Source organism: Polaromonas sp. YR568, from assembly GCF_900116715.1.
Classification (GTDB): domain Bacteria; phylum Pseudomonadota; class Gammaproteobacteria; order Burkholderiales; family Burkholderiaceae_C; genus Polaromonas.
Genome location: NZ_FPBM01000001.1, coordinates 133,279 through 147,995, shown reverse-complemented (window position 1 = coordinate 147,995; position 14,717 = coordinate 133,279). Strand labels below are relative to the sequence as shown.

The following is a 14,717-nucleotide window of genomic DNA, read 5'->3' as shown; positions in this document are numbered from 1 at the left end:
TCGTCCACTGGTCCCGCCCAATCATCTCGGTCGAATCATTGGCAGGATTCGATACACCGAATTTCAATACTCACAGCGTGAGGCCATCCATGCATCTACGTGCCTTTTTACAAAGCATTTTCCTGTTGCCTGTTTTAGCGCCACTCGGAGCGCTTGGCCAAGCTCAATCGATGGCCCCACGCATGAAAAAGGTGGCAATCGATGGATGGCTACTGGAGCTTCCTGAAGATTGGCGTGTAGATCAGTCTTCCAAACCAAACCAGCCGATTTTTCGGCCGCTCGACAGAAAAAGCGCCTGCTTCGTCAGAGTGCAAGCGCTGCCCGAGAACATAGGAATTTCGCCCGTCCAGTTAGCCTTGGAGATCCGGCAGAGCTTTCAGCAATCTGCAGAACAGACTAAATTTAAATGGCGTGTGATGAGAGAGACGGTTGCCTCGACAGCCATTGGTGTAGTGCAGAACCTTGACTTGTTCGACGCTGAGAACAAGGTCAGGTATGTTCTAAAAACAGTCATCACGGGTCAGTCAATGGCGATGCTTATTCTTCACGACTATTCCTGTGAATCTCATTCGGCTTCGGATGCGTTCTTTGCCCCAATTCTTGAATCCCTTTCTCCTTCTTCCTGATTCCTGATTCCTGCAAATACTCCACGATTTCTGGTGGATCGGACTTTGTGAAGTAGAACCGCGGGCTATTTGCCTCGAAGGTTTCCCGGCTTTACAGTAGGCCCCCAGTTCCACCCCGACCTGCGAGGATCCCATGCCACCTGCCGACACCTGGCTCTTTGCACTGACCTTTCTCACGGCCCTGGGCTGCGCGCTTGTCGCGGGCATCTTCCTGGCGTTTTCCAGCTTCGTGATGGGCGCTCTCGCCCGCATCAACCCGCCCGCCGGCATTGCCGCGATGCAATCCATCAATGTGGTGGTGCTCAACCCGCTTTTCCTCGGTCTTTTTATGGGCACCGCATTGGCGTGCGCCGTACTGTTTGTCTACGCCGTAACGCACTGGCAAACTCCGGCCGCGTTATGCCTGGCGGCGGGGAGTTTTTGCTACGTGGTGGGCACTTTCGGCGTGACCATGGCTTTCAATGTGCCGCGCAACAACACGCTGGCGCAGATGGAGCCGGCGAGCGCGGAGGCCGCCGGTTTTTGGCGAGGCTATGTGTCTGGCTGGACGATGTGGAATCACGTGCGCACGATTGCGGGCCTGGTGGCCGCTGCGCTGCTGGTTTGGGCGCTGGTCCGGCTTTAGGCGCCGGTCTGGCAGGCACTTGCGCGAATTTGATGTCCGAATCCGGCGAGGCCAGCCGGCCATAGGGCGGCATCATGGTGAACCCAAAGAAGGAGTTCCCATGTCTCACAGCTTCCAGGTGGTCGGAATTGACCACGAGCAGTTCCAGAATCTCTTCAGCCTTACCGACGAGCAGTTAAAGGAGTACTCTGCCGTGCGCTGCTTCGCCACAGAAAGCCCAGGCTACCCATGCCGTGTCAGCCTGGAGGATGCGCGCGTCGGAGAAGAGCTGTTGCTCTTGCCGTTTCTTCACCAACCGGCCACGTCACCCTATCGTGCATCCGGCCCGATATTTGTTCGGCGAGGCGCCCGGCAGTGCAAGTCGCCAGTCGGTGAACTTCCAGGCTACGTAACCAGCCGCCTGATGTCTGTGCGCGCATACGATGCTGCACACATGATGGTCGCCGCCAGCGTCTGCGAGGGTTTGGCTGCCACCGCCGAAATTCAAGGGTACTTTTCCCGGGAAGACGTCGCCTACATCCACCTGCACAATGCCAAACGCGGCTGTTTTTCCGCTCAAGTCGTCCGGGCATAAACGCGAGCGGGGCCCAGGCCCTCACTCAAGCGGAGCGCCAACGGGCGGTGCTTTTGCCGGGTGCGGCGCCGTCTACTATGAATTTAATAGCTTGCTTCCCTCACGTGGACTGGGCAAAGTGCGGTTTTCATCAGAAACTTTGTGTCGAGAACGGCTTTTGCGGCTACCCCACTGCTTTGTAGGGACGAAATCCGCGATTTGAGCAGATCACGTGTTAATAGTTTGCTATTAAATTGATAGTAAATGGCGCCCAGGACAGGGTTAATTGCTACCTCCGTCAGCCAGCTGAAAGCCCGTTATCCATAATTAAGAATTCAGTTTTAGCCAGCCTTCACACTACTTTCACCCTTTCGGCCCAGCGCAGGCCATCACCTTTACGGAGACAAACCCGTGTTCAAGTCCCTTCAACTGAGCAAGTCCGACGCCGGTTTCTCGGCCGCCATCACCGACACCGACGAGGCCCAGCTGCCCGCCGGCGACGTGCTGGTGCAGGTCGATTACTCCACCCTTAATTACAAAGACGGCCTGGCCATTACCAACAAGGGGCCGGTGGTGCGCAGCTGGCCCATGGTGGCCGGCATTGACGGCGCGGGCACGGTGATCGAATCGACCCACGCCGGCTGGAAGGCCGGCGACCGCTTTGTGCACAACGGCTGGGGCCTGGGCGAAACACGCTGGGGCCTGATGGCCGAGCGCGCCCGCCTGCAGGGCGACTGGCTGGTCAGGCTGCCGGCGGCTTTTACGCCGCGCCAGGCCATGGCCATTGGCACGGCGGGCTACACCGCCATGCTGAGCGTGCTGGCGCTGGAGGCGCATGGCGCCAGGCCCGGCGACGGTGAAGTGTTGGTGACGGGCGCGACCGGCGGCGTGGGCAGCGTGGCCGTCGCGCTGCTGGGCAAGCTGGGCTATACCGTGGTGGCCGCCACCGGCAAGGCCAGTGAAGAGGCTTACTTAAAGCAGCTGGGCGCGAGCAGCATGATTGACCGTGCCGAGCTCTCGGCCCCCGGCAAGCCGCTGCAAAAAGAACGCTGGGCAGCCGTGGTCGACGCCGTGGGCTCGCACACGCTGGCCAATGCCTGCGCGCAGACACGCTACGGCGGCGTGGTCACGGCCTGCGGGCTGGCGCAGGGCGCGGACTTTCCGGCGACGGTGATGCCTTTTATCTTGCGCGGCGTGACGCTGGCGGGCATCGACAGCGTGATGGCGCCGCTGGCCAAACGCCAGCAAGCCTGGGAGCGCCTGGCCAAAGACCTGGACACTGCGAAACTCGAAGCTATGGTGGAAGAAGTGCCTTTGGCCCGCGCTGCGGAAAAAGCCGCCGAGCTGATGGCCGGCAAGGTGCGCGGCCGTGTGGTCGTCAAAATCTGAACATCGATTCAAGACAATAAAACGGAGACAAGACAATGACGAGCTACGCAGACTTCTACCGCCAGTCCATAGAGCAGCCCGATGCCTTCTGGACAGAGCAGGCCAAGCTGATCGACTGGCACAAGCCCTTCACCCGTGTCTGCAACGACGACAAGCCGCCCTTTGCCCAGTGGTACGAAGGCGGGCAGACCAACCTCTGCCACAACGCGGTAGACCGGCATCTCAAAGACCGGGCCGACCAGGCGGCGCTGATTTATGTCTCCAGCGAAACCGGTATTGAAAAAACCTACACCTTCAAAGAGCTGCACGTTGAGGTGCAGCGCATGGCCGCCAGCCTGCTGGCCATGGGCGTGGTCAAGGGCGACCGCGTGCTCATCTACATGCCCATGATCGCCGAGGCCGCTTTTGCCATGCTGGCCTGTGCGCGCATAGGCGCCATCCACTGCGTGGTGTTTGGCGGCTTTGCCAGCGGCGCGCTGGCTTCGCGCATCGACGACGCCGCGCCGCGCGTGATCATCAGCGCCGATGCCGGCTCGCGCGGCGGCAAGGTGGTGGCGTACAAGCCTTTGCTCGACGAAGCGATCCGCCAGGCCAAACATCAGCCCGAGGCGGTTCTGCTGGTCGACCGCGGCCTGGCGCCCATGAATTTTGTGGCCGGCCGAGACCTGCATTGGGAGAACCTGCGCGCCAAATACATGCACGCCCAGGTGCAATGTGAATGGCTGGACTCCGCCGCCATCAGCTACACCATCTACACCAGCGGCACCACCGGCAAGCCCAAAGGCGTGCAGCGCGACACCGGCGGTTATGCCGTGGCGCTGGCCGCCAGCATGAAACATATCTTTGACGGCCGCGCGGGGGAGACCTATTTTTCGACCAGCGACATCGGCTGGGTGGTGGGCCACAGCTACATCGTCTACGGCCCGCTGATTGCCGGCATGGCAACCATCATGTATGAGGGCCTGCCCACACAGGGCATGGACCAGCAGCCCAACGGCGCGATTTGGTGGAGCCTGGTCGAGAAGTACAAGGTGACCGCGATGTTCAGCGCGCCCACGGCAGTGCGCGTGCTGAAAAAACAGGACCCGGCCCTGCTGAAAAAACACGACCTCTCCAGCCTGCGCGCCTTCTTCCTGGCCGGCGAACCCCTGGACGAACCGACAGCGCGCTGGATCAGCGAAGGCCTGAACGTGCCCATCATCGACAACTACTGGCAGACCGAATCGGGCTGGCCCATCATCACCATCGCCAATGCGGTTGAAAAGAAAGCCAGCCGCTTCGGCAGCCCGGGTGTGCCCATGTATGGCTACAAGGTCAAGATCCTGCATGAGTCCACCGGTGAAGAGCTGACACAGCCCAATGAAAAAGGCGTAGTCGTCATCGAAGGCCCGACGCCGCCGGGTTTTATGCAAACCATCTGGAAGGACGACGCCCGCTTCGTCAACACTTACTGGAAGAGCGTGCCCGGCAAGATGGTCTACAGCACCTTTGACTGGGGCATACGCGACGAAGACGGTTATTTTTTCATCCTGGGCCGCACTGACGACGTCATCAACGTCGCCGGCCACCGCCTGGGCACACGCGAGATTGAAGAGAGCATTTCAGGCCACGCGCTGGTGGCTGAAGTCGCAGTGGTGGGCGTGGCCGACCAACTCAAAGGCCAGGTCGCCATGGCCTTTGCCGTGCCCAAAGACGCCACGGTGCTGGCCGACAGCGCGGCAGCCCTCAAGCTCGAAGGCGAGATCATGAAACGCGTCGACACCGACCTCGGCGCGGTTGCCCGGCCCTCACGTGTGCACTTCGTGTCAGCCCTGCCCAAGACCCGCAGCGGCAAGATGCTGCGCCGCGCGATCCAGGCCGTGTGCGAGGGCAGGGATCCGGGCGATCTGACGACGATGGACGACCCGGCGGCGCTGCAGCAGATTCGGGATCGGGTGGCTGGCTAGGGCATGCATAAATAGCGATGGATTGCCGCCCCCGATCGCCGCTCTGTAGGCGTAGATATCTCGCCTTACCTGGGCGAAGTCCTGGATTTCTTTTTCGCCACCTTTTTCTTCGCAGTCTTCGGTGGTGTTTTTTTGTCCGGGTTCTTGTCTGAAGCCAGTGCGGCTTGTCTCATTGTCGTTACGGCCCAGGTTGCCACAGGGTCGTCAAAGTCAAGCTTCTTCACTTTAAGCTTTCCGATAATTTTGGCGTACTCGGCTTTCATTGCGGCGTCCATCACGGGGTCAACATCAGTGGGGACCCACGGGTGCAGATAGAAAACCTTTTCAATTTTGGCTTGCAAAATTTCTTTGGCACAGCCAAAACACGGCTGCATGGTTGTATACAAATGGGCTCCCTCAACCGATATGCCGAATCGCGCGGCTGTCAGCAATGCGTTTTGTTCGGCGTGAACACAGATGCAGAGGTCGTATCTTGTGCCGGATTTAAATTGCCCGCCAGGATTGCTGCATCGTAGGCACCCGCCGTCCAGGCAGTTGGGCATGTCTTCGGGTACGCCGTTGTACCCCGTTGCGATAACGCGTTTGTTTTTGACAATAACCGCTGCAACACGATTGCCGGTGCAGTTTGCTTTTCTTCTAACTGCAAGAGCAACTCCAAGGTAGTAGTCATCTTCGTCTGGCGGTCTGCTCGGGTCGAGTTTGAATTTCATTGGGTTTTTTCTGTTGGTGTGATTGAGAAGAATTTGCAGTGCAAGTCAAGCTGGCAGCCCATGAGCTCGCATACAGATAGTAGGGAAGCAAGACTGTTTTTCGTCCTCTATTCGGAGGGAGTTTGCAATCCTTGCGGTTTTTTTTGTGTATGTGTAATCGTTTTGTAGTGGTGCCCGGGCTTGCAGGCGTTGACTCGTTTTGCAGAAAATTGTTGACACTTTGTTTCAGTCAAGGGTTTCTACCCAGATACCTCCCGGTGCCCAGTCGTAGCATGAATTGCGCAAGGCCTTCGGGTAGTAGCTAAAACCGGGGGCCTGCCAGATCCTGTGATTACAACGAGTAAGCAGCGACTAAAAAGGGGACCCCACCATGACAACGACTCTCAACGTGAACGGCCGCGCCGTTTCCGTGAAGGCAGAACCCGACACACCCCTCTTGTGGGTGATACGCGATGAGCTGGGCATGACCGGCACCAAGTTTGGCTGCGGCGCGGCCTTGTGCGGCGCTTGCACCGTGCACCTCAACGGCAACCCGGTGCGCTCGTGCCAGACGCCGCTCTCGGCAGCCGCCGGCCAGAAGGTGGCGACGATTGAAAGCCTTTCGCGCAATAACACGCACCCGCTGCAGGTGGCGTGGATCAAACACGATGTGCCGCAATGCGGCTACTGTCAGTCGGGGCAACTGATGAGCGCGGCGGCCTTGCTCAAAGGCAACAAAAACCCCAGCGACGCCGATATTGATGCGGCGATGAGCGGCAACATCTGCCGCTGTGGCACCTACCCGCGCATTCGCGCGGCGATCAAGGATGCCGCTTCCACCATGCGTAAAGCCTGAGGAGAACCATCATGAACACCACTTCACTGATTTCTCCAAACCGCCGTACCTTCCTCAAGACCACATCAGCGCTGAGCGTTGCGGGCGGCGGGCTGATGCTGGGCGTCACGCTGGGTGTGCCTTTGGCCGCGCAGGCGGCCGGCACGCTGTATACGCCCAATGCCTGGGTGCACATTGCGGACGACAACACCATCACGTTGCTGTCGGCGCGTTCCGAGATGGGGCAGGGCGTGTATACCTCGATGCCCATGTTGATCGCCGAAGAGCTGAATGTGGATATTCGCAAAATCAAGGTGGCGATTGCGCCTCCGGGCAAGGTCTACACCAATGCCTTGCTGGGCGCGCAGATCACGGGCGGCTCGACCTCGGTGCGTGACGGCTGGGAAAAGCTGCGCATTGCCGGCGCGCAGGTGCGCACCATGCTGGTGTCGGCGGCGGCTGCGAAATGGAATGTCGATGCCTCCACGCTGAAGGCAGAGAACGGCATGGTGATCGGGCCGAACGGCAAGAAGGCCACCTACGGCTCGCTGGCCGAGGCGGCCTCCAAACTGCCGGTGCCGGAAAAGGTGGCGCTGAAGGACCCGAAAGACTTCACCGTGGTCGGCAAGCCCACCAAGCGGCTTGACACGCCGATGAAGGTCAACGGCACCGCCGAATTTGGCATTGACGTGAAGCTGCCCGGTATGGTCTACGCCAGCCTGCAGCAATGCCCGGTGATTGGCGGTAAGGTCACCAGTTTTGATGCGTCCAAAGCCAAGGCCATGCCGGGCGTGATCGACGTGGTGCAGATCCCTGACGGCGTGGCGGTGGTGGCCGACAGCTACTGGCATGCCTTCAAGGCGCGCCAGGTGCTGACGGTGCAGTGGGATGAAGGCCCGGTTGCGGCCATAGACAACGCCAGCATGCTGGAGGGCATACGCAAGGCGGCCGACAGCGGCAAGGTGATTCCCATCGTGCCGGCCAAGGGTGACACCGCCGGCGCAATGAAGGGCGCGGCCAAGACGTTGAAGGCCGAGTACGTATCGCCGCTGCTGGCGCACGCCACGCTGGAGCCGATGAACTTCACGGCCGACTACAAGAACGGCAAGATCCTGCTGATAGGCCCCACGCAGTTCCAGCAGGGCGCTGAGGGCAGTGTGGCGGCGGCGCTGGGCCTCAAGCCTGAAGACATCACGCTGAAGACCACCTTTCTGGGCGGGGGCTTCGGCCGGCGGCTGGAGCTGGACTTCATCGTGCAGGCGGCGCAAATCTCCAAGGCCGTGGGTAAGCCCGTCAAGCTGCTGTGGAGCCGCGAGGACGACACGACGCACGACTTCTACAGGCCCATGGCGGTGAACCAGCTCTCTGCCGGGCTGGGGGCTGACGGCAAACCGGTGGCGCTGAACTTCAAGGTGACTTCGCAGTCCATCACGCAGCGCGCCTTCGGCCTGCCCAAGGACACGCTGGACCCCTTTATGGCTGAGGCGGGCGTGATGCCTTACGACATACCGAACACGCAGTACGACCTGGTGATTCACGACAGCGGGCTGCGTGTGGGCTACTGGCGCTCGGTGAGCCATGCGCTCAACGCCTTTGCCAACGAGAGTTTTGTGGATGAAATGGCGCAGGCGGCGGGCAAAGACCCGTACGCCTATCGCATGTCGCTGCTGGAGAAGCAGCCGCGTTTTGCCAATGTGCTGAAGATGGCGGCCGATAAGGCCGGCTGGGGCACGCCGCCGCCGGCAGGCCGCAGCCGTGGTATCGCGCTGATGGAGGGCTACGACACCTATATGGCGCAGGTGGCGGAGGTGTCGGTGAAAGACAACCAGATCACCGTGCACAAGGTGACGGTGGTGGCCGACCTGGGCCGCATGGTCAACCCCGACACGGTGCAGGCGCAAATCCAGTCGAGCATTGTGTTTGGCCTCTCGGCCGCGCTGAACAACCAGATCACGCTGGAAAAGGGCCGGGTGCAGCAGACCAACTTTGGCGACTACCCGGTGCTGCGCATGCATGAGTCGCCGGTGATGGACATCACGCTGGTGCCTAGCACCGAGAAGCCCGGCGGCATTGGCGAGCCGGCCACGGCGCTGGTGGCGCCGGCGGTGGCCAATGCGGTGTTTGCCGCCACCGGCAAGCGGGTGCGCACCTTGCCGCTCAATGACAACCTGGCCAAGGCCTGATGCCGAAAGGGATTGAGGCGACGCCAAGACAGAAATGGGTACAGACTGCTAGCATTTGACGCATGGACAACATTGACCTGGAAGTTCTGAAAACCTCGTCGCAGTGGCTGGCGGCGGGGCTGCGTTGTGAGCTGGTGACGGTGCTCAAGACCTGGGGCTCCAGCCCGCGGCCCGAGGGCTCCATGCTGGCCATCTGTGAAGACGGCCGGGTGGTGGGCTCGGTATCCGGTGGCTGCATTGAAGACGACATGATTGACCGCGCCCGCCGTGAGGGCCTGGGGCGCGCGCAGCCGGCCATCGTCACGTATGGCGTCTCGGCCGATGAGGCGCGCCGCTTCGGCCTGCCTTGTGGCGGCACCATTGAGCTGGCCATTGAGCCGCTGACGGCAAACAGCCGCATCGATGAGCTGCTGCAGCGCCTGCAAGCCCGTGAGCTGGTGGCGCGCCGCTTGGATTTGCACACGGGCGCCGTCACGCTGAGCACGGCCCAGCCCAGCCAGGGCATGCAGGTGTCTGAAGCCGCGCTGGTCACCATGCACGGCCCGCGCTGGCGTTTGCTGATCATTGGCGCGGGGCAGCTGTCGCGCTTTGTGGCGCAGATTGCGCAGGGCATGGACTACGCGGTGACGGTGTGTGACCCGCGCGAGGAATACCGTGACAGTTGGCAGGTGGAAGGTGTGGAACTGGCTACCGGCATGCCGGACGACGTGGTGCAGGCCATGAAGCTGGACGCCCGCTGCGCGGTGATTGCACTGACGCACGATCCCAAGCTGGACGACCTGGCGCTGATGGAGGCTTTGCGCTCCGAAGCTTTCTACGTGGGCGCCATCGGCTCGCGGCTGAACAATCAGCGCCGCCGTGAACGGCTGGCTGAGCATTTCGATATGACGGCCGAGGAACTGGCCAAGCTGCATGGGCCGATTGGCCTCTATATCGGCAGCAAGACGCCGCCCGAGATCGCAATCTCCATCCTGGCCGAGCTCACGGCGGTGAAAAATAGCGTGGCCTTGCCGCGCGCCGTGGGCATTGCCGAAGCCAAGGCGCAGGCCGGCTTGCTGCCGACGGGTGAGGTGTGCGCGCTGCCGGCATCGCCTGGCGCGGCTTAAGCCTGTTTAGGCACGAAATGTGCCTTCAAGCCAATAGGGATGAGCGTAAGCTGCTCCTGAATGGATAGCGTCAGCCGGCAGGCTGTTTGCCCGAGGATGGCACATCAAAGGCCGCTGGCGCCAGCCCTGCACGCGTGCGCTCGGCCATGGTTGCCCACGCAGCTTCCCACTCGCGTACGCGGGCCGCCAGGTCAAGCAGCGGCGCTTTGGCTTTTTCGGCCAGCAGCTGTTGCCTGAGCTGCTGTAGCGCCTGCGGGTTGCGGCCCAGGCGCACGGCTTCGACCACATAGGCAGCTTCGCTCTGCATCACACATTGCGGCAGGCCTGCCGCACGGATGATGCTGCCGCCCAGGCGCGAAGCCATGCTGTCGCCCGCGCAACTGAGAGCCGGCACGCCCACGCGCAGGGCGTCTTCCAGGCCTTGGTTGGCGTTAAAGCGCAGGGTGTCCAGGAATAAATCGGCGTGCTTGAGGCAGGCCAGCGACTGTGCGCGCGGCAGGCGGGCGGCAAACAGCAGGCGGTTTTCATTCACGCCGGCGGCATTGGCCTCGCGCACCAGGTTGGCGGCAATGGGCAGGCTGTAGGCGGGCAGCCAGAGTACGGCGTCGGGCAGCGAACGCAGTATCTTCATCCAGGCGCCGAAGCTTTGCGGGTCCAGCATGACCGAGGGGACCACAGCGCTCAGCACCAGTGCGTCGGTCGGGAGGCCGGCTTGCTCACGGCTGTCCCAGCCGCTCTCCGGCTCTTCGTCGTGCGTGGCCAGCCAGCAGGTGTGCGGCAGGCGGACGATGGCACCGTAGGGCGCAAGGTCCAGCCCGTCCGGATGCACAAAGGTGTCGGACATGTTGTAGTCGCAGGGCCGCGGCGGGTTGTGGCGGTGCCAGGTGAGCTGGCGCACCTGCACAGGCGCCACGCGCAGCTCGGGTATTTCGGGGCGGCACCAGGCGGTGTCAAAGGTCATGTCGACAAAGACGTCGAGCGGGTCCAGCCGCATGCGGCCGGCCGCTTCGATGTCGGACATGTGGGCGATTTCAGTCACGCTGGCGGCATGGGGTTTCAGCATCTCGCTGTGCTCGAGCTCCGGGTGCCGCGTGGGTGAATAGATGTGGATGGCGAAGCGGCTGCTGTCGTGCAGCGCGAGCTGGCGTTTGAGCGCGTGTGCGTGGCGTTCGTCTCGCAGACTCTGCACGGTGATGCCGATATGGATGCGGTCGTCGCGCCGCACTGCGGTTTTCGGGCGTTGCACAAACGGGGGCAGGGACGCTTTGAGGCCTTCGCCGATTTTGGCGATCGATATCTTGCGCACTTGCGCCAGCTCGTTTTCGTCCATGCCCAGCATGAGGCCGTAAAACTGCGCATCGCGCCAGTCGCGGCGCTGGCCGGTGCGCAGGCATTCGTCCAGCATTTGCCGCAGCGTGGCCGTGACCTGATCGTTGTCGCGCCAGTCGCAGACGGTCATGGCCTCGAAGGCCTGGCCGGTGTAGAGCTGCCGGGCGTCGGGGAGCTCGCCCTGGAGCAGGCGCAGTTTGTGGTCCAGGTAGGCGGGTGCAATGGCGCGGCCGAGGAATTCCTGGAAGTAGGCCAGCGTGGCAGCGTCAAAGCGCCGGCTGGCTTCAAGCGATTTTTCAAAGTCGCCGTTGAAGGCCAATACGGCGGCGCTGCGTATGCGGATGTCCAGGTTGTCCGGGAAGCGGGCCGCTGCCGTTTCAAGCACGGCCAGTGCGTCGGCGTAGCGCCTGGCGCCGCAGAGGTAGTCGCTGAGGTTGACGTGGTAGGGCGCATGGGCCGGGTCTTGCGCCAGGCATTTGTGGGCGCATTCGAGGGCGGCCTCCCACTGCGCCTGTGCGGCGGCCATCAGCCCGACGTTGTTGAGGGAGCGTGCGTGGTTGGGGTCCAGCGCCAATGCGCGCTGATAGGCCACGCGGGCGCGGGCCAGGTCGCCGCAGCTTTCGGCGGCGATGGCCAGGTTGGCGGCGCCGTCGGCGGTTTCCAGCAGCAGGGCCTCTACCGAGAGCAGTGCCTTGTAAGAGGCCACGGGCCTGGAGAGCGCGGAGAGCAGCGTGGCGCAGGCCGAGGCGGCGTTGACATCATCGGGTTGCAGGGCCAGGGCTTTTTCAAAGGCGATCAAGGCTTGTTCAAGCTGGCCGGCTGCGTGCAGCTGGGCGCCGCGCAGCATCCAGCCGCGGCCGTCTTCGGGGGCCTCCAGGCCGGCTGCATCGGGTGCGCTCGGGAGCGTGTTTTGCATCTTCCGGATTATGTGGCAGCGGCTGCTTCCAAGGGGGCATCGCAGGGATAATCGCGCAAGAATGAACACCCCCGCCACTGCTTCTCCTTTGCCTCCCGCCGCACAGCCTCCGACGCTGCACCTGCTTGGGCGTTTCAGCGAGGCCTTTACCGGCGCCGAGCGTGAGTTGCTGGACATCCGGCGCCTGCTGCAAGGGCGGCGGCCGGTGAAGCTCTGGTCGGATGTGCCGGTGCACCCCAGCTATGCGGGGCAGGGCATTACCGCCATCCAGCCCTTCGCGCAGCAGTTTCCCCGGGACGGCGCACTGCTGATTGCCGGTGTGCACATGCGCCCGGGCATCTGGCTGAAGTACGCGAAGTTCGGGCAGATCATCCTCTTTTACAACCTGGCCAACCATGCGCAGCTGTTTGCGGCGATTGAAAGCCTGCGTGACAGCACCGGTGTGGATCCGGAGCTGGTGTTTGTTTCGAAGCTATTGCAGCTCAGCGTTGGCCTGCCGGGCCGCATTTCGCGCAGCCTGATGGATGTGCAGCCTTTTTTGGAGGTGGCGGACAGCCGGTTTGCGCAGGTTGGCGATGCGGGCCGACCCTTTACCGTGGGCCGCGTCAGCCGTGATGCGCCGGACAAGCACCATCCTGAAGACCCGGCGCTGTACCGCATGCTGGCCAGCCGGGGTCTGCGGGTGCGCATCATGGGCGGAACCTGCCTGGCGGCGGCGTTGCAGGGCGTTGATGGCGTCGAGCTGTTGCCCGCAGGCGCTGAAAGCACGCCGGATTTTTACCGCTCGCTCGACGCGTTTTTCTATCGCACCGGCGCCTCCACGGAGGCGTATGGCCGCGTGGTGGTGGAAGCCATGGCCGCGGGCCTGCCCGTGGTGGCGCACGTCCGTGGCGGTTATGCCGAAGTGATGGAGAGTGGTGTGACGGGCCTGCTCATCCAGTCACAGGAAGAGGCTTACGACGCGGTGATGCGGCTGGCTGCCGACCCTGGGCTGTGCCGCAGCATGGGTGAAGCAGGCAGGCAGCAAGCGCTGGCCGTGCATGGCCCCGAGGCCACGCAGCGGGAGATGGCGTTTTACCTCGGGCCTGCGGCAGCCGCTTAGGGCAGGAGGCTTAAGGCGCCTTGAAGACGGCGGTGCCGGTGAACGAGCCGGCGGGCGACAGGCCACCGTTGTAAATCAGGCCGGCGTAAGTGGCATTGGTGCCCGTGAACATGCCCTTGATGTTGCCGCTGGCGCTGCTGAAGGTGGAGCTGGAGAAATACAGGAAGTTGTCCACCACGTTGCCGAACGAGGTGTTGATGTTCACGCTCATCATCGGGCCGGCGCCGCTCGTGTCGAAGTTGACGGAGAGGCTGGACGTGCCGAGCAGCGTTCCGCTGGCGCCGGTGTAGGAGGTGGGGTTCGATCCGCCGACCAGGCTGTAGCTGGCGACGCCGACGGTGGTGGGCAGCACCGGCGTGGCCTGGCCGATCAGGTAGTGCAGTTCGGCGACATTGGTGACGCCATTCTTGGTGGCGCTGGCCCAGTTGCCCCAACCGATGAAGTCGTTGGTGGCCATGGAGCCGAAAGAGCCGGCGGCCGTGTTCACGGTGGGCTTGAAGGTATACCCGCCTGCCTCGAATTCGGTGGCCTTGCTGCCGCTCAGCACGACGGACGCCGAAGGCGCCGGGCCGGCGAAGTTGCCGTTGGGGTCGGAGGTGACCGGTGGCAGGTGGTAATGCGCAACGGCCGTCAGGTTGGTGAAGGTGCCGTTCTCGCCGGTCGGAGTGGGGTGGGGCGGGGTGGTCTCGGTCTTTGTCTCAACGACGACGGGTTTGCCTTTGTCGTCGACCTTCTCGATTTCCACACGATCTGTTTGAGCGGGCGGTGTTGGCACGTTGGCCCGCACATTGGTGCGCACAGGCGCATCGGTGTTGTTGACGACCCTGACCGACTCACCGGCCGTCAGGCCCACGCAGCCGCCTGCATTGCAGACTTCGATGCCGTCGAGCTCTGTGGTCACACCCAGGGAGCCGTCGGGGTTGTAGCCGACGTTGAAGCCGGAACCCCGGATGCCGATGGTGGCGGTGGTGGTGGTGACCTTGTAGTTTTCACGGTTGCGTTTGCCGATCAGGCCGGTGATGGCCCGCATGCTGCCGCGCAGCAGGTCAACCAGGAAGCGGTCTTCCTTGGGATCGGCCTTGTCCACATAGTTGGCGACCTTGAATTCGGTGTTGGGCTGCAGGGACACCAGGCCGCCGTCTGTGAAGCGGACTTGTGCGCGCCCGCTGGCGCCGGTCAGGATGGCCTGGCCGCTTTCGATGTCTTTACCCTTGACCAGTGGCGCGGTGCCGCCGTCGGCGCGGCGGACGTTCACATCACCGGCGATGAACTGGGCCACACCGGCAGAGGGCGCCGCCGATGCCTGCAGCGGGTAAATGGCTGCCAGCGCCATGGCCAGGACGGAATGCTGAAGCTTGAAATGCGAGGGCATGGTGATTTCTCCGGATACTTTGTCGAATGCAATGTGTTGCGGGGTG

Annotated in this window: 12 protein-coding genes; 9 read left to right on the top strand and 3 right to left on the bottom strand. The window is 62.6% G+C overall.

Annotated features, from left to right (window positions below; all coding sequences use genetic code 11):
* Positions 1-89: 89 nt before the first annotated feature.
* The 5 genes from BM408_RS00650 (at position 90) to BM408_RS00630 (ending at position 5,139) form a co-directional block, all read left to right on the top strand.
* On the top strand, positions 90-626 hold the full coding sequence (locus tag BM408_RS00650; RefSeq protein ID WP_139237280.1) for a CSN8/SAC3 domain-containing protein: 537 nt from the start codon (positions 90-92) through the stop codon (positions 624-626).
* Between the two features lie 133 nt (positions 627-759).
* The gene (locus BM408_RS00645; RefSeq protein WP_092125910.1) at positions 760-1,251 is read left to right on the top strand and encodes an anthrone oxygenase family protein; all 492 of its coding nucleotides are present in this window, start codon (positions 760-762) and stop codon (positions 1,249-1,251) included.
* A 100-nt stretch (positions 1,252-1,351) separates the two neighbouring features.
* Positions 1,352-1,825: a DUF1203 domain-containing protein gene (locus BM408_RS00640; RefSeq protein ID WP_175541642.1), complete on the top strand. Its 474-nt coding sequence runs from the start codon at positions 1,352-1,354 to the stop codon at positions 1,823-1,825.
* 390 nt (positions 1,826-2,215) lie between these two features.
* Positions 2,216-3,193 (top strand): acrylyl-CoA reductase (NADPH), encoded by a 978-nt coding sequence (locus BM408_RS00635; protein ID WP_092125905.1) that lies wholly within the window; start codon positions 2,216-2,218, stop codon positions 3,191-3,193.
* 35 nt (positions 3,194-3,228) lie between these two features.
* A complete protein-coding gene (locus tag BM408_RS00630) occupies positions 3,229-5,139 on the top strand; it encodes a propionate--CoA ligase (RefSeq protein WP_092125903.1) in 1,911 nt (636 codons plus the stop codon).
* Positions 5,140-5,204: 65 nt separating this feature from the next.
* Here BM408_RS00630 and BM408_RS00625 read toward each other — a convergent pair whose 3' ends face one another.
* A complete protein-coding gene (locus BM408_RS00625; RefSeq protein WP_092125900.1) occupies positions 5,205-5,849 on the bottom strand; it encodes a deoxycytidylate deaminase in 645 nt (214 codons plus the stop codon).
* 370 nt (positions 5,850-6,219) lie between these two features.
* Between BM408_RS00625 and BM408_RS00620 the strand changes: the two genes are divergently transcribed.
* The 3 genes from BM408_RS00620 (at position 6,220) to BM408_RS00610 (ending at position 9,952) form a co-directional block, all read left to right on the top strand.
* Positions 6,220-6,684: a (2Fe-2S)-binding protein gene (locus tag BM408_RS00620; protein ID WP_092125898.1), complete on the top strand. Its 465-nt coding sequence runs from the start codon at positions 6,220-6,222 to the stop codon at positions 6,682-6,684.
* 11 nt (positions 6,685-6,695) lie between these two features.
* Positions 6,696-8,846, top strand: coding sequence for a xanthine dehydrogenase family protein molybdopterin-binding subunit (locus BM408_RS00615; protein ID WP_092125896.1), 2,151 nt, complete (start codon positions 6,696-6,698; stop codon positions 8,844-8,846).
* Between the two features lie 62 nt (positions 8,847-8,908).
* On the top strand, positions 8,909-9,952 hold the full coding sequence (locus BM408_RS00610; protein ID WP_092125894.1) for an XdhC family protein: 1,044 nt from the start codon (positions 8,909-8,911) through the stop codon (positions 9,950-9,952).
* 70 nt (positions 9,953-10,022) lie between these two features.
* Here the strand turns inward: BM408_RS00610 and BM408_RS00605 are convergent, their stop codons facing one another.
* The gene (locus BM408_RS00605) at positions 10,023-12,197 is read right to left on the bottom strand and encodes an O-linked N-acetylglucosamine transferase family protein (RefSeq protein WP_175541641.1); all 2,175 of its coding nucleotides are present in this window, start codon (positions 12,195-12,197) and stop codon (positions 10,023-10,025) included.
* Between the two features lie 61 nt (positions 12,198-12,258).
* Here BM408_RS00605 and BM408_RS00600 point away from each other — a divergent pair, with 61 nt between their 5' ends.
* Positions 12,259-13,299 (top strand): glycosyltransferase, encoded by a 1,041-nt coding sequence (locus BM408_RS00600; RefSeq protein WP_175541640.1) that lies wholly within the window; start codon positions 12,259-12,261, stop codon positions 13,297-13,299.
* A 10-nt stretch (positions 13,300-13,309) separates the two neighbouring features.
* Here BM408_RS00600 and BM408_RS00595 read toward each other — a convergent pair whose 3' ends face one another.
* Positions 13,310-14,671 carry a FecR family protein gene (locus BM408_RS00595; RefSeq protein ID WP_092125890.1) on the bottom strand — a complete coding sequence of 454 codons (1,362 nt, stop codon included), beginning with the start codon at positions 14,669-14,671 and terminating at the stop codon, positions 13,310-13,312.
* Positions 14,672-14,717: the final 46 nt, after the last annotated feature.